The organism is Polaribacter batillariae, assembly GCF_017498485.1.
GTDB lineage: Bacteria > Bacteroidota > Bacteroidia > Flavobacteriales > Flavobacteriaceae > Polaribacter > Polaribacter batillariae.
On sequence record NZ_CP071795.1, the window covers coordinates 602,174 to 624,770 of the forward strand.

Annotated in this window: 22 protein-coding genes and 1 tRNA gene; 14 read left to right on the forward strand and 9 right to left on the reverse strand. The window is 31.2% G+C overall.

Going from position 1 to position 22,597, the window contains the following annotated elements; all coding sequences use genetic code 11:
- Nucleotides 1–151: 151 nt before the first annotated feature.
- Together JL193_RS02750 and bshB1 are read right to left on the reverse strand one after the other, a co-directional pair.
- A tRNA-His gene (locus JL193_RS02750) sits at nucleotides 152–227 on the reverse strand.
- A 155-nt stretch (nucleotides 228–382) separates the two neighbouring features.
- Entirely contained in the window at nucleotides 383–1,099 is a 717-nt protein-coding gene (gene bshB1, locus JL193_RS02755) for a bacillithiol biosynthesis deacetylase BshB1 (protein WP_207972378.1), read from the reverse strand.
- A gap of 292 nt (nucleotides 1,100–1,391) precedes the next feature.
- On the opposite strand from bshB1, the gene JL193_RS02760 reads away from it, so the two are divergent.
- Nucleotides 1,392–3,233, forward strand: a complete 1,842-nt coding sequence (locus JL193_RS02760) for an SLC13 family permease (RefSeq protein WP_243456816.1) — start codon at nucleotides 1,392–1,394, stop codon at nucleotides 3,231–3,233.
- 123 nt (nucleotides 3,234–3,356) lie between these two features.
- Nucleotides 3,357–4,037, forward strand: a complete 681-nt coding sequence (locus tag JL193_RS02765) for a DUF2490 domain-containing protein (RefSeq protein ID WP_207972379.1) — start codon at nucleotides 3,357–3,359, stop codon at nucleotides 4,035–4,037.
- Here JL193_RS02765 and JL193_RS02770 read toward each other — a convergent pair.
- Nucleotides 4,034–5,185, reverse strand: coding sequence for a trans-sulfuration enzyme family protein (locus JL193_RS02770; RefSeq protein ID WP_207972380.1), 1,152 nt, complete (start codon nucleotides 5,183–5,185; stop codon nucleotides 4,034–4,036). The two genes, JL193_RS02765 and JL193_RS02770, sit on opposite strands and share 4 nt — an antisense overlap.
- 279 nt (nucleotides 5,186–5,464) lie before the next feature.
- Between JL193_RS02770 and JL193_RS02775 the strand changes: the two genes are divergently transcribed.
- From JL193_RS02775 to JL193_RS02790, 4 genes are read left to right on the forward strand one after another with little or no spacing between them, the layout of a single operon-like run.
- Entirely contained in the window at nucleotides 5,465–6,163 is a 699-nt protein-coding gene (locus JL193_RS02775) for a Rossmann-like and DUF2520 domain-containing protein (protein ID WP_207972381.1), read from the forward strand.
- A gap of 47 nt (nucleotides 6,164–6,210) precedes the next feature.
- The gene (locus JL193_RS02780; protein WP_207972382.1) at nucleotides 6,211–6,738 is read left to right on the forward strand and encodes a KdsC family phosphatase; all 528 of its coding nucleotides are present in this window, start codon (nucleotides 6,211–6,213) and stop codon (nucleotides 6,736–6,738) included.
- Between the two features lie 42 nt (nucleotides 6,739–6,780).
- A complete protein-coding gene (locus tag JL193_RS02785; RefSeq protein ID WP_207972383.1) occupies nucleotides 6,781–7,203 on the forward strand; it encodes a DUF2147 domain-containing protein in 423 nt (140 codons plus the stop codon).
- A 28-nt stretch (nucleotides 7,204–7,231) separates the two neighbouring features.
- Nucleotides 7,232–8,473: an ATP-binding cassette domain-containing protein gene (locus JL193_RS02790; protein ID WP_207972384.1), complete on the forward strand. Its 1,242-nt coding sequence runs from the start codon at nucleotides 7,232–7,234 to the stop codon at nucleotides 8,471–8,473.
- A 15-nt stretch (nucleotides 8,474–8,488) separates the two neighbouring features.
- Here the strand turns inward: JL193_RS02790 and JL193_RS02795 are convergent, their stop codons facing one another.
- Complete coding sequence (locus tag JL193_RS02795; RefSeq protein WP_207973364.1) at nucleotides 8,489–9,130, reverse strand: protein-L-isoaspartate(D-aspartate) O-methyltransferase; 642 nt, start codon at nucleotides 9,128–9,130, stop codon at nucleotides 8,489–8,491.
- Nucleotides 9,131–9,370: 240 nt separating this feature from the next.
- Between JL193_RS02795 and JL193_RS02800 the strand changes: the two genes are divergently transcribed.
- The 3 genes from JL193_RS02800 (at nucleotide 9,371) to JL193_RS17065 (ending at nucleotide 12,054) form a co-directional block, all read left to right on the forward strand.
- A complete protein-coding gene (locus JL193_RS02800) occupies nucleotides 9,371–10,330 on the forward strand; it encodes a Gfo/Idh/MocA family protein (RefSeq protein WP_207972385.1) in 960 nt (319 codons plus the stop codon).
- Nucleotides 10,331–10,512: 182 nt separating this feature from the next.
- Nucleotides 10,513–11,400: a 3-hydroxyacyl-CoA dehydrogenase family protein gene (locus JL193_RS02805; RefSeq protein WP_207972386.1), complete on the forward strand. Its 888-nt coding sequence runs from the start codon at nucleotides 10,513–10,515 to the stop codon at nucleotides 11,398–11,400.
- Nucleotides 11,401–11,412: 12 nt separating this feature from the next.
- Entirely contained in the window at nucleotides 11,413–12,054 is a 642-nt protein-coding gene (locus JL193_RS17065; protein WP_243456817.1) for an acyloxyacyl hydrolase, read from the forward strand.
- Between the two features lie 160 nt (nucleotides 12,055–12,214).
- Here JL193_RS17065 and JL193_RS02815 read toward each other — a convergent pair whose 3' ends face one another.
- Nucleotides 12,215–12,688 carry a Dps family protein gene (locus JL193_RS02815; protein WP_207972387.1) on the reverse strand — a complete coding sequence of 158 codons (474 nt, stop codon included), beginning with the start codon at nucleotides 12,686–12,688 and terminating at the stop codon, nucleotides 12,215–12,217.
- Nucleotides 12,689–12,798: 110 nt separating this feature from the next.
- Between JL193_RS02815 and JL193_RS02820 the strand changes: the two genes are divergently transcribed.
- Nucleotides 12,799–13,740 (forward strand): hydrogen peroxide-inducible genes activator, encoded by a 942-nt coding sequence (locus tag JL193_RS02820; protein WP_207972388.1) that lies wholly within the window; start codon nucleotides 12,799–12,801, stop codon nucleotides 13,738–13,740.
- A 309-nt stretch (nucleotides 13,741–14,049) separates the two neighbouring features.
- Here JL193_RS02820 and leuB read toward each other — a convergent pair whose 3' ends face one another.
- The 4 genes from leuB to leuC all read right to left on the reverse strand — a co-directional run bounded on the left by leuB (nucleotide 14,050) and on the right by leuC (nucleotide 20,211).
- Nucleotides 14,050–15,105 carry a 3-isopropylmalate dehydrogenase gene (gene leuB, locus JL193_RS02825; protein ID WP_207972389.1) on the reverse strand — a complete coding sequence of 352 codons (1,056 nt, stop codon included), beginning with the start codon at nucleotides 15,103–15,105 and terminating at the stop codon, nucleotides 14,050–14,052.
- A gap of 914 nt (nucleotides 15,106–16,019) precedes the next feature.
- On the reverse strand, nucleotides 16,020–17,540 hold the full coding sequence (locus tag JL193_RS02830; RefSeq protein WP_207972390.1) for a hydroxymethylglutaryl-CoA lyase-like TIM-barrel protein: 1,521 nt from the start codon (nucleotides 17,538–17,540) through the stop codon (nucleotides 16,020–16,022).
- Nucleotides 17,541–18,103: 563 nt separating this feature from the next.
- Complete coding sequence (leuD, locus tag JL193_RS02835) at nucleotides 18,104–18,703, reverse strand: 3-isopropylmalate dehydratase small subunit (protein ID WP_207972391.1); 600 nt, start codon at nucleotides 18,701–18,703, stop codon at nucleotides 18,104–18,106.
- 107 nt (nucleotides 18,704–18,810) lie between these two features.
- Nucleotides 18,811–20,211 carry a 3-isopropylmalate dehydratase large subunit gene (gene leuC, locus JL193_RS02840; RefSeq protein WP_207972392.1) on the reverse strand — a complete coding sequence of 467 codons (1,401 nt, stop codon included), beginning with the start codon at nucleotides 20,209–20,211 and terminating at the stop codon, nucleotides 18,811–18,813.
- 287 nt (nucleotides 20,212–20,498) lie between these two features.
- Here leuC and JL193_RS02845 point away from each other — a divergent pair, with 287 nt between their 5' ends.
- The 4 genes from JL193_RS02845 to JL193_RS02860 all read left to right on the forward strand — a co-directional run bounded on the left by JL193_RS02845 (nucleotide 20,499) and on the right by JL193_RS02860 (nucleotide 22,590).
- The gene (locus tag JL193_RS02845; protein ID WP_207972393.1) at nucleotides 20,499–21,182 is read left to right on the forward strand and encodes a tetratricopeptide repeat protein; all 684 of its coding nucleotides are present in this window, start codon (nucleotides 20,499–20,501) and stop codon (nucleotides 21,180–21,182) included.
- Between the two features lie 26 nt (nucleotides 21,183–21,208).
- Complete coding sequence (locus JL193_RS02850) at nucleotides 21,209–21,721, forward strand: YfiT family bacillithiol transferase (protein WP_367890041.1); 513 nt, start codon at nucleotides 21,209–21,211, stop codon at nucleotides 21,719–21,721.
- Between the two features lie 62 nt (nucleotides 21,722–21,783).
- Nucleotides 21,784–22,248: an Mpo1 family 2-hydroxy fatty acid dioxygenase gene (locus JL193_RS02855; protein ID WP_207972394.1), complete on the forward strand. Its 465-nt coding sequence runs from the start codon at nucleotides 21,784–21,786 to the stop codon at nucleotides 22,246–22,248.
- A 3-nt stretch (nucleotides 22,249–22,251) separates the two neighbouring features.
- On the forward strand, nucleotides 22,252–22,590 hold the full coding sequence (locus JL193_RS02860; protein WP_207972395.1) for a tRNA-binding protein: 339 nt from the start codon (nucleotides 22,252–22,254) through the stop codon (nucleotides 22,588–22,590).
- Nucleotides 22,591–22,597 lie beyond the last annotated feature (7 nt).

Below are 22,597 nucleotides of genomic sequence, written 5' to 3' on the forward strand. Positions count from 1 at the left end.
AAATTCGAATTTGATTCGTAAGATTTCTCGATTCCACTTTGTTTCACTCGAAATGACATTCCAAACTCCTGCAAGGTTTTAAAAACCTTTTAGAACAGCGCAAAATAATGTCACAAAAAAAGCTTCTTATTTCTAAGAAGCTTGCTTTTTTGGGTGGAAGACGGGACTCGAACCCGCGACACTCGGTACCACAAACCGATACTCTAACCAACTGAGCTACAACCACCATATAATTGCGGGTGCAAATATAAATATTTTTTCTTTTTTAAAACAATAAAAATGATGTTTTTTGTATCAAAAAACATCATTTTTTTAGATTGCCATTTTCATACGAAAGCTCTTTATTTAAAAACTCGATAAACATCGAGCAGTGTGCTTTCGATTAAATTAATTTATCTAAACTTTCTACTGCGACATAACGTTCTGCCGTAAAACCTTCTGCGAACTCTACTCCTATTAATCTTCCTAAATCTCTTGCACGATAATTTATACTATCGATAAAATTTTTACTGGAAATTGGTGTTTCTGGTTCGTTACTACTAGGATTGTAAAATTGTGTTTTATATGCCAAAACAGAAGCTGTTTTTTTATCAATAAAACCGGTTACATCAACAACAAAATCGGGTTCTATATTTTTCCATTGTATGTAATGATATACTTGTTTTGGTCTCCATTTTTCTTGTTTTTTTCCTTCTAATTCTGTTTCAATTTTTATTAAACCGCTTAAAAAACAAGCGTCAGAAACTAGTTTACTTCCTTTTCCATGATCTATATGCCTATCATCAATGGCATTACACAATACAATTTCTGGTTGGTATTTACGAATCATTTTTATAATTTCTAATTGGTGTTTTGTATCATTTGTAAAAAAACCATCTGCAAAAGCTAAATTTTCACGTACAGAAACCCCTAATATTTTTGCTGAATTTTTAGCCTCAACATCACGAATTTCAGCGGAACCACGAGTTCCTAACTCTCCGCGAGTTAAATCTACAATTCCTACTTTTTTACCCAGAAAAACTTCTTTGGCAACTGTGGCTCCACAGCCTAATTCTACATCATCTGGGTGTGCTCCAAAAGCTAATATATCTAATTTCATGTTTGTGTTTTTTTAAATTTCTAGCTTTAATTGACGTTATAACTCGTAAAAATTTACAATCTAGTTTATCAATTTATAGAAAATCTATATCAAAAATAACTCTTTTTCTTAGAAACTATAAAAAACTACTAAGTCTATTACGTTTTCGCAATTGTTTTCTCATAAAATAATGTGCTACTTTTTAAAATATTCGTAATAATTACGAGACCTTACGAAGCATGATTTTTATCATATTAATCATTTTTAATAGCACTTAAATTTACATAAATAAGAAAGAAGAAAATAAAGAATTATGATTTATACAATGCTAATTATTTTAACAATTACAATAGCCTTATTTGTTTGGGGAAAATATTCTCCAGATGTGGTGGCTTTAGTATCTATGTTAAGTTTATTTTTATGCGGAATTTTAAATTTGAATGAAACTCTAAGTGGTTTTAGCAATTCAACTGTTATTATGATTGCCTCACTTTTTATCATAGGAGAAGGTTTATCGCAAACAGGCTGGACAGCTTTGGCTGGTAAAAAACTAATTACATTGGCAGGTAAAAGTATTCCAAAATTATTAGTAATCATTACCTTAGGCTCTGGAGTCTTATCTGGCTTTGTTAGCAATACAGGAACCGTTGCTACTTTGTTGCCTGCGACTATTTCTTCTGCATGGAGTATTGGAACAATGCCTTCTAAAATACTTATTCCTGTTGCTTTTGGTTCTAATACTGGTGGTTTGCTAACTTTAACAGGAACACCTCCAAATATTATTGCAAACAATGCTTTAATTGAGGCTGGTTATGATGGTTTTTCGTTTTTCGAATTTAGTTTAATTGGTTTGCCTTTACTAATTATTGCAATTCTATATTTTAGATATATTGGTTTTAAATTATTACCAAAAAACAAAACAAATAACAAACCAATAAATATTGATGCTACATTACACGAATGGATTGAAGCGTACAAAATAGATAACGATTATTATCGACTAAGAATACGCTCTGTTTCTCCTCTTTTAAATACAAAATTGTGCGATTGGGATCTAGAAAACACGTATAAAGTACATGTAATTCGACTAAAAAGAAGGCATCCAAACAGATTAAAAGGTATGCAACCTTATATAGAGATGCCAAACCAAGAAACATTGTTAAAATACCACGATATCATTACCATAAAAGGAAATACTGAAGATATTAATAAATTAATGATAACGTTTCGATTGGGTTTAATGGCAAAAGAAACTGCAGAAAACGAATTAAGAAACAATTTAATAAATCAAGAAGTTGGAATGTCGGAGGTAATTGTAACCCCAAAGTCGTTTTTGGTAGGTAGAGAAATAAAATTGCATGAATATTTTAACAGATACGATATACAGTTATTAGCGGCATCAAGACATCAAAAGCCATATTTAGAAGATGTAATAACAGTAAATGCTGGAGACAGTTTTATTGTAAGAGGAGCTTGGAATAAAATAGAAAAACTTAAAAACCAACACAAAAATATCGTTGTGGTTGGCAGACCAGAAGAGATGCTAAAAGATGTAGATAATTTAACACCAAAATCTTACGTCGCTTTAGGGGCATTATTGTTAATGATACTAATGCTCGTTTTTAAGATAGTTCCAGGAGCAATCGCTTCTTTAATTTCTGCAGGAATTGTTTTATTTACAGGTTGCGTACCTTTTTCAAAAGCATACAAAACAATTAGTTGGACAAGTGTAATTATGATTGCTGCGATGATTCCTATGGGAGTTGCCATCCAAAAAACAGGTACAGCAGAAATGATTTCGAATTCTTTAATTGATATTTTAGGGAAAAACAACCCAACTCTTTTGCTTGTGGGTATTTTCTTACTAACCACCACATTTAGTCAGTTTATAAATAATTCTGCAACCACCGTTTTAATGGTGCCTATTGTATTACTTGCTTCTACAACATTACAAATATCACCAGAACCATTGTTAATAACCATCGCAATAAGTGCTTCAACTGCATTTTTAACGCCTATAGGAACTACTACAAATGCGATGGTAATGAGTTCTGGAGGTTATAAATTTGTAGATTATCTAAAGGTTGGTTTTCCTCTTTTAGTTCTTTTTTTAATAACAACAATAATTTTAGTACCCATTATTTGGCCATTTTAATAAGTAACGTGCGTTCTTCTAATGAATTTCGATAATGCTCTTTTTTTTGATATTTGGGTAATAATCTAATTAATGAGTAGTGTCGTAAGGAAGTTAGGTTAAACTTATCTTAAATAAGTATCTATGAAAAAAATATTTATAATTATAGTGGCTATTTTTAGCCTTTCTAATGTCAAATGCCAAACTAAATCTGAAAAAAATTTTGGTAGCTGGTACACTATTCATGTAAATCACAGGTTTACTAATAAATGGAGTTTTAATACGGGAGTTCAGGAGCGAAACTACAAATTATTAGAAAATTACAATTTAGCATTGGCTTATTTTGGAATAAATTACAAAATAAATAAAAAATTTACTACAAATTTAAGTTACATGTATGTAGATATCGATAGAACTTTTGATCCTGATGTAGATCCAAACACTATAGAACATCGCGTTTTCGAACAAATTTCTTATAGTACAAAACATTTTAAAATTCCTTTTTCTCATAGGTTACGTGTAGAGCATAGAAATTTACATACAGAAAAAATACATACATTAATTAACAGAGTAAGATACCGAATAAAAGCAAAAATGCCATTAAACAATTCCTTTTATTTAAATGTTAGCAACGAATCTTTTATCAATTTTAAAGGTAATTTTTACCCAGAAAATAGGTTTTATAGTGCATTAGGCCTTAAGGCTTCTAAAAATGTTTCTTTAGAAGTTGGTTATTTAGGCCATTATATAAATAATTTACACTTAGATAGATTGCAGCTAGGCATCTACATAAAAACAGATTATAGAAAAAAAGCAAAAAATTAGTTCTTTACTTTTTTTATTGCCTGTTCAATATCACTAATTAAATCTTCTACTTCTTCAATTCCAACAGAAAAACGAATTAACCCCTCTTTAATACCTCTTTCTAAACGCTCTTTTTCACTTAACAAGGCATGTGTGGTTTGTGCTGGACTAACTGTGGTACTTTCTAAACCAGCCAAACTCATAGACGGTTTTATCAATTGTAACTCACGTTGAAATTCCATAGCATCGATATTTTCTTTTAATTCAAAAGATAACATGGCTCCAAAACCCTTCATTTGTTTTTTTGCCAATTTGTGTTGAGGATGACTTTTTAAACCTGGGTAATAAACGCGATTAATATTCGCATTTCCCTCTAAATATTCAGCCATTTTTTGTGCGTTTTTAGTTTGTTCTTTTACACGAAGGTTTAATGTTTTTAAACTTCTTTCTAACAACCAAACTGTTTGTTCGCTTAAATTTCCACCAAAATTAATGGCAGTTTTCCAAATTTGTGCAATGTGCTCTTTAGAAGCCGCAATTGCACCCGCAGAAATATCTGAATGCCCACCCATATATTTCGTGGCAGAATGCAACATAATATCTATTCCAAAATCTACAGGATTTTGATTTATAGGAGAAGCAAACGTATTATCGATCATTGTTACACAATTGTTTGCTTTTGCCAAATTCACAATGGCTTCTAAATTTGTAATTCCTAAAAGTGGATTCGAAGGTGTTTCAATATATAAAATCTTCGTATTTTCTTTAATTAACGATTTAAAATCCGCTACTTTATCAGATGCTGTAAACGAATATTCAATTCCGTATTTATCGAATTCTGTCGCAATTAAATGAAACGTTCCACCATAAATTACTTGCTGTATAATTGCATGATCGCCCTTTTTTAAGAACGCAAACATGGTTGCAGAAATCGCTGCCATTCCAGAACTAAAAATTAAACCATCCTCCGTTTTTTCTAAAGCCGCAATTTTTTTACACAACATTTCTTGATTGGGTGTATTAAAATAACGTGGATATCTTTTTACATCCACACCATCAAAAGCGTAAGAAGTTGACATGTAAATTGGCGAAACTGCTCCTTTATGTTCGTTATCTTTTACTTCGCCAACATGAACGCAAGTGGTATTTATTCCTAGTTTTTTATTCATTATTTATTGTAATTGACGATGAAAAATAATATTTATTATCTTGTTCATAAACAGAACAGTAAAAAGTGTCTTTTTTATTAAGTTTACTACTTTAAAACTATCAATTAAATAAAAACTTAGATGATTTACTTCGATAATTTTATATTTTGAAGTATCTATCGTTTTTCTGAAACCTTTAGTCTCTGACTTTTTAATTTCTAACCAACAAACATTTTTTACTTCTGCTAAAATACCAAATCCAATTCTAAATTTCTATAATTTTTGAATATCTTCGCCTTTATGATTTCAGTAGTAATAATTGGAAAAGGAAATGTAGCCACACATTTATACAAAGCGTTTTTAAATGCTGATGGAATTCTGGTTACACAAATAAATTCCAGAAAACTAACAAACATTCCAAAAGCAAACCTTACCATTATTGCTGTTTCCGATGATGCGATTGCTAAAGTTTCTTCGAAAATTAAAAATTCTTTGGTGGTGCATACCTCTGGAAGTGTTGCTATGGGAAGTTTAAAAAACACAACCAATAAAGGTGTTTTTTACATGTTGCAAACTTTCTCAAAAAATAAAAAAGTTAATTTTTCTGATGTTCCTTTTTGTTTGGAAGCAGAAAATAAGAATGATTATAAATTGCTTAAAACCGTAGCAAAATCAATCGGAAAAAAAATATACACCCTAAATTCGGAACAAAGAAAAGCTTTGCATGTTGCAGCCGTTTTTGTAAATAATTTTACAAATCATCTTTATAAAATAGGAAATGATATTTGTGAAGAAAATAAAGTTCCTTTTAAAATTTTACAGCCTTTAATTGAAGAAACAGTTTTAAAAATTAAAACATTGTCTCCTGAAAAAGCACAAACTGGTCCTGCAATTAGAAATGATAAAAAAACAATAAAAAATCATTTAGAGTTACTGAATAAAGAACAACAAAAAATATATAAATTAATCACAAAATCGATTGTAAACTCAATTAAATAAACGAAAATGTCTCTTTGAGCGCAGTCGAAAGATTTTAAAAAATAAATATGGAAATTAGCTATAAACAATTATTACCTAAAATAAACACCTTAATTTTTGATGTTGATGGAGTTTTAACAAACGGAATGGTAACCATTATGCCAGATGGAGAATTAATAAGACACATGAATATTAAAGATGGTTATGCCCTAAAAACTGCTGTAAACAAAGGTTTTAACGTATGCATTATTTCTGGAGGAAGAAATGAAGGCGTAAGAACTCGCTTGGCAAATTTAGGAATTAAAGATATTTTTTTAGGTGCGCAAGATAAAATTAAACAATACAATCAATTGGTAGAAAAATATAATTTACAACCAGAAAATGTATTGTATATGGGAGATGATATACCCGATTTTCCAGTGATGAAATTAGTAGGAATGCCTTGTTGCCCAAATGATGCAGCTCCAGAAATACAGCAAATTTCTAAATACATTTCATACAAAAAAGGTGGCGAAGGCTGTGTTAGAGATGTTATTGAACAAATTCTAAGAGTACAGGATAAATGGGACAACAATTTCGATGCAAAATACGATTAAAAATTTTTTCTTATTTTTAAGACTTTACAAAAAACAATAACCATGAAAAAGATACTTTTAACAACTTTATTTTTAATTTTAACTTTTACTATAAATGCCCAAACCATCTTTGGAAAATGGAATTCTAAAAACGACGAAGGTGTAATAGACTCTGTTATAGAAATTTACCAAAAAGATAAAAAAGCTTATGGAAAAGTTGTTGAAATTATGAATCCTGATAGAAAAGATGCACGCTGTGTAAATTGCGAAGGAGAATTTAAAGACAAACCCATTTTAGGTTTACATATCTTATCGGGTCTAGAAAAAGACGATGACGAATGGTCTGGAGGTACAATTATAGACCCAAGAAATGGAAAAACATACAAATGTTACATTAAATTAGTAGCACCTAATAAACTTAAACTTCGAGGTTATATTGGGGTTTCTCTTTTTGGAAAAACGGCTTATTGGGAAAGAGCAAAATAATTTTATTCTTAAAAGTTATGAGATAAATATGGCGAATATCCATTTTGCAATTAATAATTCGGCACTAGTACCCAATAGTAAATTATTAGATAATATTTTAAATGGTACCCATACTTTACCCATTTTAAGAGACAAAAAAGGCTTTTTATTTTCTTACTCGGTTTTAGAAAAACTGATGGAAAACGAAGCAAAACACAATACTAAAACACTTACAAACAAACAAAACAGAAGCATTCGTTCTCTTTCTAATGGCGAACAAAAAAAAGCATTACTTAATTATGCAATGCTGCAAAAACCAGCATTTTTAATTTTAGACAGTCCTTTCGAAAGTTTAGATGCAGCTTCAGTTATATCGCTAAGAAAAAAACTTGTTCAGTTATCATCAAAAATAATTTTTGTCCAAATTTTTAATAGAAAAGAAGAAATTTTACCTGTAATTACACATATTTTAGAAATTAAAAATGATAAAATTACAGCGCAAACTCCAATTGAAAACTATCATTTTAAAACACAAAACTTCGTTTTTAATGGTAAAATTCCAAAATCGATAACCACTTACAAAAACATTAAAGAACCGTTAATAGCTTTTAAAAATGTAAACGTTTTTTATGATGAAAATCAGATTTTAAATAACATTAATTGGACCATTTATAAAAACGAATTTTGGCAATTAATTGGTCCAAATGGCTCTGGCAAATCTACAATCTTATCTATGATTTATGGCAATAATGTAAAAGCTTACGAACAAGATGTTTATTTATTTGGAAAGAAAAAAGGAACAGGAGAAAGTGTTTGGGAAATCAAAAGAAAAATCGGTTATTTTAGTCCAAATATATTAGAATTATTTCACAGAAAACAAACCGTAAAACAAATGATTTTATCTGGTTTTTACGATAGTGTTGGTTTGTACAAAACCCCTTCTACATTACAAAATACCAGTGCAAACGAGTGGATAAATTTATTAAATTTAAATAGCGATAAAAACACAGCCGTACAAAATCTACCCGTTGCAAAACAACGTTTGGTTTTAATTGCACGAGCAATTATAAAACATCCGCCACTATTAATTTTAGACGAACCTTTAATAAATTTAGACGAAAAAGGAACTGCACTTGTGGTTGCTTTAATTAATAAAATAGCAAAAGAAAGCAATACAACTGTACTTTTTGTTTCCCATAGAGTCGTAAAAGATATCCAGCCAGATTTTACGTACAAACTTTCGCCAACCAAACATGGTTCTGTAGGAAACGTACTACCTTTTATTGTTTAAAATTACTATAAAAAATTAGTTTTTTTCTTCTAACATGGGTACAAAAGCAAAATCACCCAACTCGTGTTTTTCGAATTCTTTGGCAGATTTTCTGATAAAAAGCGTCATTATTTGTGTTTTATCGCCCACAGGAATTAACAACATACCTCCTATTTTAAGTTGCGACAATAACGGATTAGGAACAAAAGGTGCACCAGCAGTTACAATTATTTTATCGAAAGGTGCTTTTTCTTTTAAACCTTTATAACCATCTCCAAAAATAAATCTCTTGGGTTGATAACCTAATTTAGGCAAGAATAAAGAGGTTCTTTTAAACAACTCTTTTTGTCTTTCTATAGAATACACTTCTGCCTTTAACTCTAACAAAACTGCGGTTTGATACCCAGAACCTGTGCCTATTTCTAACACTTTATCATTGGGTTTTATCTCTAAAGTTTGCGATTGAAAAGCAACAGTATAAGGTTGAGAAATGGTTTGATTTGCCGCAATAGGAAATGCTTTGTCTTGGTAAGCATGATCTTCGAAACTCGAATCAATAAATAAATGACGTGGAATTTTACGCACTGCATTGAGTACATTTTCGTCCACGATACCTTTTGCTTTTAGCACATTAGCTAACTGATTTCTACGTCCTTGATGTTTTGAAGTGTCTTTCAATGGTAAGAGATTTCTAAAGCCTAAAAATAGCAATAAATCTAAATACATTCCTATAAAATTGTATCTTTGTTTTGTTGAAATTTTTATAATCTTAAATTATTATTTGTCCGTTTGAGCATTATTGAACTCAAAAAATCTTTTGAGTGAAGATAGCGAACGAAGTTCTCGAGAACTATTAATATAATTAACAATAAAACCTCTCGACTGCGCTCGAAAAGACAGAATAAAATACATACATATATGCTAAAAGCTGGAGTTTTAGGTGCTGGACATCTGGGGAAAATTCATTTACGTTTATTACAACAATCAGAAAAATACGAATTGGTTGGTTTTTATGATTCGTTTACAGTAAATGCACAAAAAGTAGCCAAAGAATTTGGTTACAAATTGTTCGACTCTATGGAAAGTCTAATGGATGCTGTAGAAATTGTAGATATTGTAACTCCGACTTTGTCTCATTTCGAATGTGCAAAAATGGCGATTGAAAAAGGCTGCCATGTTTTTGTTGAAAAACCAATTGCCAAAACTGTTTTAGAAGCAGAAGCTATAAAAACACTGGCAAGCCAAAATCATGTACAAGGCCAAGTAGGTCACGTAGAGCGTTTTAACCCTGCTTTTACAGCGGTTAGAGATAAAATAAACAACCCAATGTTTATTGAAACGCACAGATTGGCAGAATTTAACCCAAGAGGAACAGATGTGCCTGTGGTGTTAGATTTAATGATACATGATATTGATATTATTCTCTCTGTGGTAAATTCTAAAGTAAAAAATGTACATGCAAGTGGCATCTCTGTAATTTCTGAAACACCAGACATTGCCAATGCAAGAATTGAGTTCGAAAATGGTTGTGTTGCTAATTTAACTGCCAGTAGAATTTCGATGAAAAATATGCGTAAATCAAGATTTTTTCAGAAAGATGCCTATATTTCTGTAGATTTTTTAGAGAAAGTTTCAGAAGTGGTTCGAATGAAAGATGTTCCTGAAAATCCAGATGAATTTGCCATGGTTCTTCAAAATGCAGAAGGTGTAAAAAAACAAATTTATTTTGATAATCCAGAAGTTAAACCAAATAATGCCATTTTAGACGAGTTAGAATCTTTTGCTAATGCGATTGAAAACGGAACAAAACCTGTAGTTTCTTTACACGCAGGAACTGAGGCTTTACGTGTTGCTCAAATGGTAATTGATTGTTTTTAGTGAAGTTGGAAGTTGGATGTTAGAAGTTGGAAAAATATAAAATTGCGAGAAACCAATAAATTTCGCTAAAAATATATAAATAGTTGCGTTAGGGATTGAGCGGCTTGTTTGAGCTCTTTTTGTTTTTACAAAAAAGCGAGTAGCGAAAGCCCGTTAAAATGCCCAAAATAAAATTAAAAAAAATGAAAAACATAGCAGTAATTGGTGCTGGAACCATGGGAAATGGAATCGCACATACATTTGCACAATTCAATTACAAGGTACATTTAATCGATGTTTCGCAAGAAGCTTTGGATAAAGGAATGGCTACAATTTCTAAAAATTTAGACAGAATGGTTGCCAAAGAAAAAATTGCTGAAGCCGATAAAATACAAACTTTAGCAAACATATCTACTTTTACATCTATAAAAAATGCTACACAAAATGTTGATTTAGTAGTGGAAGCCGCTACAGAAAACCTTGCTTTAAAATCGAAAATATTTAAAGAATTAGATGAAGTTTGTAACGAAAACACCATTTTGGCCACCAATACATCTTCAATATCTATTACACAAATTGCAGCGGTTACTAATAGACCCGAAAAAGTAATTGGAATGCATTTTATGAATCCTGTGCCAATAATGAAATTGGTAGAGATTATTAGAGGTTATAATACTTCTAATAAGGTGACGAATACAATTGTAGATTTGTCTAAAAAAGTAAATAAAATTCCGGTAGAAGTAAATGATTACCCAGGTTTTGTCGCTAACAGAATTTTAATGCCAATGATTAACGAATCTATTGAAACCTTATACAACCAAGTTGCTGGCGTAAAAGAAATCGACACAGTTATGATGTTGGGAATGGCGCATCCAATGGGACCTTTGCAATTGGCAGATTTTATTGGTTTAGATGTGTGTTTGTCTATTTTAAATGTAATGCACGATGGTTTTAAAAACCCTAAATATGCACCTTGTCCGTTGTTAGTAAATATGGTAATGGCCGGAAAATTAGGTGTAAAATCTGGAGAAGGTTTTTACGATTATTCCGAAAGTAAAAAAGCGGAAACTGTTGCAAAAATGTTTCGTTAAAGAGGTTTATTGATGCATAAAAAACACCTCTTTTTGTTTCTTTTCTGCATTGTTTTTAAAACGGTTAGTCAGGAAGTAAAAAGAGGAGTTCTTTTTCCTGAAAAAGTAGGTTTTTTGTACAATAATGCGAATGAAAAAAACTTTTTGTTTGATGATAAAGACTACTCTTACAGCACAAATACATACAAACTTCAATTATTTTATAGTCTAGGAAAATGGAAATTTTTCGATTTTGAATTGATTGTACAACCTCAGTACCAAGTTTTAAGACATCAATTACAAAACGAGTTTTTTGTTTTACCAACAGAAGAAAATTTTGAAGCTAAAATAGCTGAATTTACAACCCCAAAAACAATGCACTTATATGCTTTTGAGCTGGGTTTTCTAGTAAAGAAAAAAGTCTTTAAAAAATTAGATTTTCAATTAACAATAGGTTTGGGCATTGGCACAATTAATACCAGAACAGAGCGTTTGGCAAAAGGGTTTACTTTTATTGAAAATGGTTCTTTGGGTTTTTCTTACAAAACCTCTACAAAAACATTTTTATATGTAGGAAGCAATATTGGGCACGTTTCTAATTTCGATACGCAACTACCAAATAACGGCTATAATATTGTAGGTTTCGAAATTGGTTTTGCCTATAGTTTACAGTAAAAATAATTTAAGGGAAATCAAAAAAAGTTTAAGCACAAAAAAATCTTGCAAAAATTTAAACTTTTACAAGATTTTTAAATTTAAAATTATACCTACAAGGTTTTTTAAAACCTTGCAGGATACAACTACTACTAACTAACTACTAACTAACTACTAACTATTATTTTCCTAACCAAGAATTTAGCATCCAAATTGTTTTTTCTTGTTCTGCTATAAAATCGCTCATCATAGAGTTTGTTCCTTCGTCGTTTGCTTCATCAGATAAATCTAAGATTTCTCTTTCGATTTTTAATAATTCAGATAACGAATTTACTACCAACTTTACAGCCTCTACATCGTTCGAAATATCTTTTCCTACTGGTACAGAAGAATTGTTTATATAATCTGTAAAAGTATGCAATGGTTTGCCTTGTAAGGTTAAAATACGTTCTGCGAGATCGTCTATTTTTACTTGAGAATCTGTATAAAATTCTTCAAACTTTACATGCAATTCAAAGAAGTTTTTACCTTTAATATTCCAGTGTAATCCTCTTAAATTCTGGTAGTATATTTGAAAATTCGATAATAAACCATTTAATTTATCTACTAAATTTTCGCTTTCTTTTTTGTCTAATCCTAATATCGATTTGCTCATTTTATTTTATTTACATGTTCTTTAACACTGTAAAATTATAGGAAAATAACTGCCTTTAGTGATAATAATTATTGATAGTTTTAATACCTTTATCAAAATTTATTATATAGATGACAATTACCCAATTAAAATACGTTTTATCGGTATCTGAATATCAAAATTTTACAGTTGCAGCAGAGCACAGTTTTGTTACTCAACCTACTTTAAGCATGCAAATTCAAAAATTAGAAGAAGAACTTGGTGTAAAAGTATTTAATCGTTCTAAAAAACCAATTGAACTGACAGAAGTTGGTAAAAAAATTGTAGAACAAGCAAAAGTAATTGTAGATGAAAGCAATAGAATTTTAGATATTGTACATCAACAAAAAGGATTTATTGGAGGTGAATTTAAATTAGGAATTATTCCGACGATAATGCCTACTTTATTACCTATGTTTTTGAATAATTTTACCAAAAAATATCCAAAAGTAAAATTAATTATTGAAGAATTAACTACAGAAGAAATTATTAGAAAGTTAACAGATGGCCATATAGATGCTGCAATCGCTGCAACTCCTTTAGAGAATGAAGCCATTAAAGAAAAACCTTTGTATTACGAACCTTTTGTTGGTTTAGTTCCGCAAAATCATCGTCTTTTTAACGAAAAAGTAATCAACCCAGAAGAATTGGAAATGGACGATATTTTGCTTTTAGAGGACGGGCATTGTTTTAAAGAAAGCGTAATTAATTTATGCAGAACTTTTAAAACGGATAATAAAAAGTCGTTTCAATTGGCAAGTGGAAGTTTTGATACTTTAATAAAATTAACCAAAGAAGGTTTAGGAATGACACTGCTACCTTATTTACATACTTTAGATTTGAATGATGCAGATAAATCTCATTTACGTGAATTTACAAACCCACCTCCAGCTAGAGAAGTGAGTTTAATTTACCACAAATCTCAACTAAAAATGCAATTAATTGAAGCTTTAAAAAATACCATAGATGGTGTGGTAAGAGGTGCCATTTCGTTTTCTGATGTAAAAATTATTAGTCCTTTAAATAAAAAATAATAATTTTATTATGTCATTTAATCGAAAAAAAGTCTTTGAAGCTCTGGCTTGGAATTTGTATTAAAATTGTTATTCTCGTAAAAACGAAAATCTAAATACAACGTTTCGGTTTTTGACCTTTTTTATATCAAAATGAAACCAACAATCCTCGGTGCAGAGTCACAGAGGTATTTCGTTGGTTTCAAAAAAATCTTTATTTATTGTTATGCATTTTGATAAAACTCTGTTAATTCGAGTGGATTTTACAATTGAAAATGAGTAAAATTTGTATCGAGAATAAGTATTTTATAAAAATGTACAACAGATTTATTATATATTCTCTGCCAACCAGTCGCCTACTTCGCTTGTTCCGTAAGATGTACCTCCATCTGCTAAGTCTTCTGTTACAATGCCTTTATTTAAAGCTTTATTTACAGCTTCTCTAATTGCTTTTCCTTCTTCTTGTAAACCAAAGTTCTCGAACATCATTGCTGCCGATAAAACTGTTGCCATTGGATTTGCAATATTTAAACCTGTTGCCTGTGGATAGGAACCGTGAATTGGCTCAAACAAACCAATATCTGCTCCTAAAGAAGCACTTGGCATTAATCCCATAGAACCAGAAATTACAGAGGCTTCATCTGTTAAAATATCTCCGAATAAATTCTCGGTAATTAAAACATCGTAACTATTGGGCCATTGTACCAAACGCATGGCAACCGCATCTACAAACTCATAACTTACCTCAACTTCTGGATAGTCTTTTTCCATTGCTTGTACAGTTTCTCTCCATAATCTTGAAGTTTCTAACACGTTTGCCTTATCTACACAACACAATTTTTTATTACGGGTCATTGCCAATTCAAAACCTTTTTTGGCCAATCTTTGTACTTCTGCTCTCGTGTAAACACAGTTATCGAAAGCCGTTTCTCCTTCGTCTCTTCTTCCTTTTTCTCCAAAATAAATTCCGCCTGTTAATTCACGTAAAAAAACCAAATCTGTACCTTCGATTCTTTCTCTTTTTAAAGGAGATTTATCTAATAAAGAAGGAAATGTAAATGTGGGTCTTACATTGGCGAATAACCCTAATTTCTTACGCATTTTTAACAAACCTTGTTCTGGGCGAACTTTTGCTGAAGGGTCGTTATCGAAACGTGGATGCCCAATGGCACCAAACAACACAGCATCTGAAGAGGCACAAATTTCGTGGGTTTCATCTGGATAAGGTTCTCCAACTGCATCAATTGCTGCGGCTCCTGTTAATGCTGGTTTCCAATTAATTTCGTGATTGAACTTTTTAGCAATGGCGTCCGACACTTTTACGGCTTGTTCTATTACTTCTGGTCCAATTCCATCTCCTGCTAATAATGCGATGTTTAATTTCATTTTTTACTGTTTGTTTATTTATTTTTTGTCATCTCGACTTTATGGAGAGATCTTTTAATTATTTTATAGTTATTTAGATTTTTCGACTTCACTACGTTTCGCCCAGAATAACAACAGTTTGTGTTTTGACTTATGACTAATTATGACATAAGACCTATGACTTTCTTAATATTTTTTACTTCTTTAAAATGTTCTCGATACAATTTTCTCAAAAAAAATCGAAAATCACTCGAACTGACAGCATGTTTTCAATTAAATGCTAAAAATACAAACTAACTGAAAACTGCGACTGAATACTGTCAACTAAATTATATTCCGTTTGTGTTTTGACTTATGACTAATTTATGACATAAGACCTATGACTTTCTTAATATTTTATTACTTCTTTAAAATGTTCTCGATACAATTTTCTCAAAAAAAAAATCGAAAATCACTCGAACTGACAGCATGTTTTCTCTCAAATGCTAAAAATGCAAACTAACTGAAAACTGCGACTGAATATTGTCAACTAAATTATATTCCGTTTGTGTTTTGACTTATGACTAATTATGACATAAGACCTACGACTTTCTTAATATTTTATTACTTCTTTAAAATGTTCTCGATACAATTTTCTCAAAAAAAATCGAAAATCACTCGAACTGACAGCATGTTTTCAATTAAATGCTAAAAATACAAACTAACTGAAAACTGCGACTGAATACTGTCAACTAAATTATATTCCGTTTTTGTTTTGACTTATGACTAATTTATGACATAAGACCTACGACTTTCTTAATATTTTATTACTTCTTTAAAATGTTCTCGATACAATTTTCTCAAAAAAAAATCGAAAATCACTCGAACTGACAGCATGTTTTCTCTCAAATGCTAAAAATACAAACTAACTGAAAACTGCGACTGAATACTGTCAACTAAATTATATTCAACATTTTTTCTGTGGCTTTAATTGCAGATACTGTTTGATCTGAATCTAAACCACGGGTTATAAATTCGTTTTTTTCTCTTTTCCAAGTAATAATGGTTTCACACAATGCATCAGAATGACTTCCTGGAGGAATTCTAACTGCATAATCGATTAAACTCGGTAATTCTTTTTTACTATGTGTTTTGTATAATTTCTTTAACGCATTCATAAATGCATCAAATTGTCCATCTCCTTGTGCGTGTGCTTCGTAACGAACTCCTTCTACAATTAACTGTAAAGTGGTAGAGGGTTTCATTCCTTTTGCGTGTCCTAAAACATAATTTTCTACAACTACACGTTTTTCAATGGTATCAGAATCTAAAACATCAGAAATAATGTAAGGTAAATCGTCTTGGGAAACCACTTCTTTTTTATCTCCTAATTCTATAATTCTTTGGGTAACTTTCTTTAGCTCATCATCATTTAAGCTGATGCCTAAATCTTGTAAATTCTTTTGAATATTTGCTTTCCCAGATGTTTTTCCTAAGGCATATTTACGTTTTCTACCAAAACGTTCTGGCATTAAATCGTTAAAATACAAATTGTTTTTATGATCTCCATCTGCATGAATTCCAGCTGTTTGTGTAAACACATTCGCACCCACAACCGGTTTATTTACAGGAATTCTAAATCCTGAAAAGGTTTCTACCAATTTGCTTACTTTATTCAAAGCAGTTTCGTTTACAGCTACTTCAACCTCTTTTAAAAAGTCGTTAATAACAGCAATTACACTTGCCAAAGGTGCATTTCCTGCACGTTCTCCCATACCATTTATGGTTAAATGCAATCCGTTTGCACCAGCTTTTACAGCTTCCATAACATTAGCAACGCCTAAATCGTAATCGTTATGACCGTGAAAGTCGAAATGTGTATTTGGGTACTTTTGGCGAACTTCAGCAATAAATGTAAATGTTTCTTTTGGAGTTAAAATCCCTAAGGTATCTGGCAGTAAAATCCGCTCGATGTTTTGAGTTGTTAAAAAATCTAAATACTTAAAAACATAGGCTTTAGAATTTCGCATTCCATTAGACCAATCTTCTAAATACACATTGGTTTTAATATGGTGTTTTGCAGCTAACTCAATGGTTGCTTTAATATCTGCAAAATGTTGTTTTGGTGTTTTTTTAAGTTGATGTGTTAGATGATTTAAAGAACCTTTGGTTAATAAATTCTGAACTTTTGCTCCAGATGCTAGCATCCAATCAATCGATTTTCCGGCATCAACAAAGGTTAAAACTTCTATTTTTTCTAATTGATTGGTAGAAGAAGCCCAAGAAGTAATTTTTTGAACGGCCTCTAATTCTCCTTTAGAAACTCTGGCAGATGCAATTTCTATGCGATCTACCTTTAATTCTTCTAACAATAATTTTGCAATGGTTAGTTTTTCTGAAACCGAAAACGACACTCCTGATGTTTGTTCGCCATCACGCAGTGTCGTATCCATTATTTCTATTTTTCTTTGGATCATTTTATCAATGTTAGAAACATAAATAATTTATCTGTTATTTCTATTTTAATGGAGAAATCTTATAACATTAAGATTCCTCGGTTTTGCTATGGCTTCACTCGGAATGACAAAACAATGTCATTTTGAACTTGTAATGTCATTTCGACCTTGTGGAGAAATCTCTTCATACAAAGATTCCTCGGTTTTGCTATGGCTTCACTCGGAACGACAAAACAATATCATTTTAAACTTGTAATGTCATTTCGACCTTGTGGAGAAATCTTACAATACAAAGATTCCTCGGTTTTGCTATCACTGCACTCGGAATGACAAAACAATGTCGTTTCGAACTTGTAATGTCATTTCGACCTTGTGGAGAAATCTTACAATACAAAGATTCCTCGGTTTTGCTATCGCTTCACTCGGAATGACAAAATAATCTCATTTCGACCTTGTAATGTCATTTCGACCTTGTGGAGAAATCTTACAATGTAAAGATTCCTCGGTTTCGCTATGGCTTCACTCGGAATGACAAAATAATATCATTTCAAACTTGTAATGTCATTTCGACCTTGTGGAGAAATCTAAAACGGTCTAGTTTCAGCAAATGCAGCAATTTCGTTTTCGATGTTTTTTAAATAATCTATATCATCGAAACCATTTAACATATTGTCTTTTTTGTATTCGTTAATCTCAAAAGATTCGCTTTCGCCAGTGGCAAGTAATGTTACTTTTTGGTTTGGTAAATCTACTTTGATTTCCGTTTTTGGATTTGCCATAATTGCATCAAACAGTTTGTCTGCAAATTCTGGAGAAACTTGTACAGGTAAAACTCCTACATTTAAACAATTTCCTTTAAAAATATCTGCAAATTCAGAAGAAATTACACAACGTAAACCAAAATCGTACACAGACCAAGCCGCGTGCTCTCTAGAAGAACCAGAACCAAAATTTCTACCTCCTACTAAGATTTTAGAACCTGCGTAAATTTCTTTGTTTAAAGGAAAATCTGCTTTTGGTGTTCCATCTTGATTGTATCTCCAATCACGAAAAAAGTTTTTATCGAAATCTTTACGCTCTGTTGCTTTTAAAAAACGAGCAGGTATGATTTGATCGGTATCTACATTTTCGATTGGTAATGGATATGCTGTACTTGTTAATACTTTAAATTTATCGTAAGCCATATTTTTTAGTATTCAGATGCCAGTATCAGTTGGCAGTAATTGTTTAATTTTAATAAAATATTTTAATTCCATTCAGTTTTGTGACTGTAAACTGCCACTGAAAACTGCTAACTAACAAGTAGCGTTCTTGGATCTGTAACCACACCTTCCACTGCAGATGCTGCAGCCACAAGCGGACTTGCTAATAAGGTTCTAGAACCTGGTCCTTGACGTCCTTCGAAATTTCTGTTGGATGTAGAAACAGATAATTTTCCTGCAGGAATTTTATCATCATTCATCGCCAAACAAGCAGAACAACCTGGTTCTCTTAATTCGAAACCTGCATCATCAATAATTTTATCTAATCCTTCTGCTTTTATTTGATCTACTACTTTGTGTGAACCAGGAACTAACCAAGCTGTAACGTTATCTGCCTTTTTTCTTCCTTCTACAATCGAACAAAAGGCTCTAAAATCTTCGATTCTACCATTTGTACAAGAACCTAAAAAGACGAAATCAATGGGTTTTCCAATCATAGCATCGCCTTCGCTAAAAGACATATATCCTAAAGATTTCTTGTAAGTTTCTGCGCCACCTTTAACATTTGCTACTATTGGAATCGATTTTGTTACTCCCATTCCCATTCCTGGATTGGTACCATAGGTAATCATTGGTTCTATATCTGAGGCTTCATAATTAAATTCTGCGTCAAACTCTGCATCTTCTTCTGTATATAAAGTTTCCCAATATTTCATGGCCTTATCCCAATCTGCTCCTTTTGGAGTTAAAGAACGTCCTTTGATATATTCGAATGTTTTTGCATCTGGCGCAATCATACCTCCTCTGGCACCCATTTCTATAGATAAATTACAAACGGTCATTCTTCCTTCCATAGTCATATCTTTAAACACGTCACCAGCATATTCTACAAAATAACCTGTAGCACCAGAGGTTGTTTGTTTAGAAATAATGTACAAAGCAACATCTTTGGGGGTAACTCCCAAACCTAATTTACCATTTACGTTGATACGCATTTTTTTAGGTTTTGGTTGCATAATACACTGTGTAGATAGTACCATTTCTACTTCCGAAGTTCCAATACCAAAGGCAATAGCACCAAAGGCTCCATGAGTAGATGTGTGAGAATCTCCACAAACAATGGTTGCTCCTGGTAAAGTAATTCCGTTTTCTGGCCCTACAACATGCACAATTCCGTTGTTTTTATTACCCAACCCCCAGTGAGAAATTCCGTGCTTTTTGGCATTGTTTTCTAATGCATCTAATTGATTGGCAGATAATGGATCTTCTACTGGTAAATGTTGGTTTATGGTTGGTGTGTTATGATCTGCCGTTGCAAAAGTACGCTCTGGATACACAACGCGATTTCCTCTACTTTCTAACCCTAAAAACGCAACAGGACTGGTAACTTCGTGGATAAAATGACGATCGATAAAAAACACATCTGGTCCGTCTTTTACACTACGAACTACATGCGAGTCCCATACTTTGTCAAATAATGTTTTTGCCATTTTAATTTTATATTTAGTAACTATTTTCTTGTATCAGCTACCAAATATAGAGTTTAAAAGAGTATTCTACATTTTATTTGCATTTCTTACATGATATTCAACAGTTATAGTTATTATTATTTTACTGAAAAACAGATACTTAATTCGATTAAAATACGATGTCTATTTATTTTAAAACATATCTAATAAATACCTCTATGTATCGATAATAATTTAATTAATATAACGAAATTGGAACAAAATTGATAAATTAGTCGTCTAAAGAGTATAAATCGACAAAACTACCTATGAAAACTTATATTTACCCATTATTTCTTTTTCTCTTATGTATTGGCTGTACTTCGCAAAAAAATTCTGAAGATTTTATAAATGCCACTGAAGGTCGTTATTTATTTAACGATAACGAAGTGATTGAAATTTATTTTAAAGATCAAATTTTACATGCAAAATGGCGTGGTAATGATGATATTGAATTGTTGAAAGTAAACGACAGTGCATTCTATATGAAGGAGTTAAATGAAAAAATGATATTTGTAAGCTTACCGGAAATGCATATTGAGTTGGCCCCCAAAAAAGAACATGATGGTATTATTTATCATTTTAAAAAACTAAGTAAAAACGAAAAAACTCCAAATGAATATTTTGAAGCAGATGCCTATGACAAAGCTTTAGAGGCCTTTTTAAAAATTAAACAACAAGACTCATTAAGTCCAGTGATTAGTGAAAGAAGAATTAACTCTATGGGATACCGATTTTTAAGGGAGAAAAAAGCTGAAAAAGCAATAGAAATTTTTAAAATAAATATGGCTTTGCATCCTAAAAGTTCAAATGTTTATGATAGTACTGCTGATGCTTATTTAATATTAGGAGATACCATAAAGGCAAGAGAATATTACAAAAAAGCGCTAGCTATAAATCCAGAAAATAGACATGCTAAAAGAGCTTATACCAAGTTAATAGAAAAAAAATAATAACTTTAGAGCAATTAAAATATCCTATTGGAAAAACTATTATTCCTAAAGAAATTTCCAAAAGAAATATTGAAGAATGGATTTCTGTCTTAGAAAAATTTCCTCAAGAACTTGAGTTTTTAATCAAAAATCTTTCTGAAAATCAGCTAGATACTCCTTATAGAGAAAATGGCTGGACAATAAGGCAAGTTATACATCATTGTTATGACAGCCATCATAATTCGTACACTCGTTTTAAATGGGCTTTAACTGAAGAGGAACCTGTTATAAAAGCTTATTTTGAAGAACGTTGGGCAGAATTATCTGATTCTAAATCTGCACCTATCTTTTTATCTATTGATGCTTTAAAAACATTACATGCAAAATGGGTTTATTTGCTAAAAAACGTATCTGATAAAGATTTGGCTAAAAAATTCATACACCCTTCAAACGATAAAAAAACGAGCTTAAAAGAAAATATTTGTATTTATGCTTGGCATTGCAATCATCATTTTGCGCATATTGAGCAATTATTAATTCGAAAAGGCTGGAAAGTTTAGTTCTTATTTAATTTTATATTGCCCAAATTACTCATATATTTAAAATTTAATTTTTTACAATTATGAAAACGGCACAACAATGGTTTGATGAATATGCTGTAAACCATCAAAACGAAACCAATAAAAAGATACATTATGTTTGTGTTCCACTAATTTTCTTTAGTGCAATTGGTCTTTTAATGAGTATTCCAACTACAATGTTAAAAAGCACTTTGGGTTTATACAATCCGCTCTTAGAAAATTGGGGTGCAGTTTTTGGAGTTTTTATTTCTATTTTTTACCTGCGTTTAGGCTTTTGGTATTTTGTTGAAATGCTTTTTGTAATACTACTTTGTATTGTTGGTAATTTTTGGTTAGGCAACAATACCAATTTACTTTATGCCTCGATTATTATATTTATTTTAGCTTGGATTGGTCAATTTTGGGGACATAAAGTAGAAGGTAAAAAACCATCTTTTGCCAAAGATTTACAATTCTTATTCATTGGACCACTTTGGGTAATTCAAAAATTAGGAAAGAAAAAATAAACTATGAAACCAGCAATTACTTTTGATGATTTTTTAAAAGTTGATATTAGAATAGGAACCATAATAAAAGTCGATGATTTTAAGAAAGCCCAAAAACCAGCCTATCAATTAACCATTGATTTTGGAAATTTAGGAATTAAAAAATCTAGCGCACAAATAACAAATTTATATACTAAAGAAACATTATTACACAAACAAGTTTCTGCAATTGTAAATTTTAAACCCAAACAAATTGCTAATTTTATTAGTGAAGTGCTGGTTTTAGGTGTGTATAATTCTAACGGAAATGTTGTTTTACTACAAGCCTCAAAAAAAATAAAAAATGGAGAACCAATAAGTTAACTACACA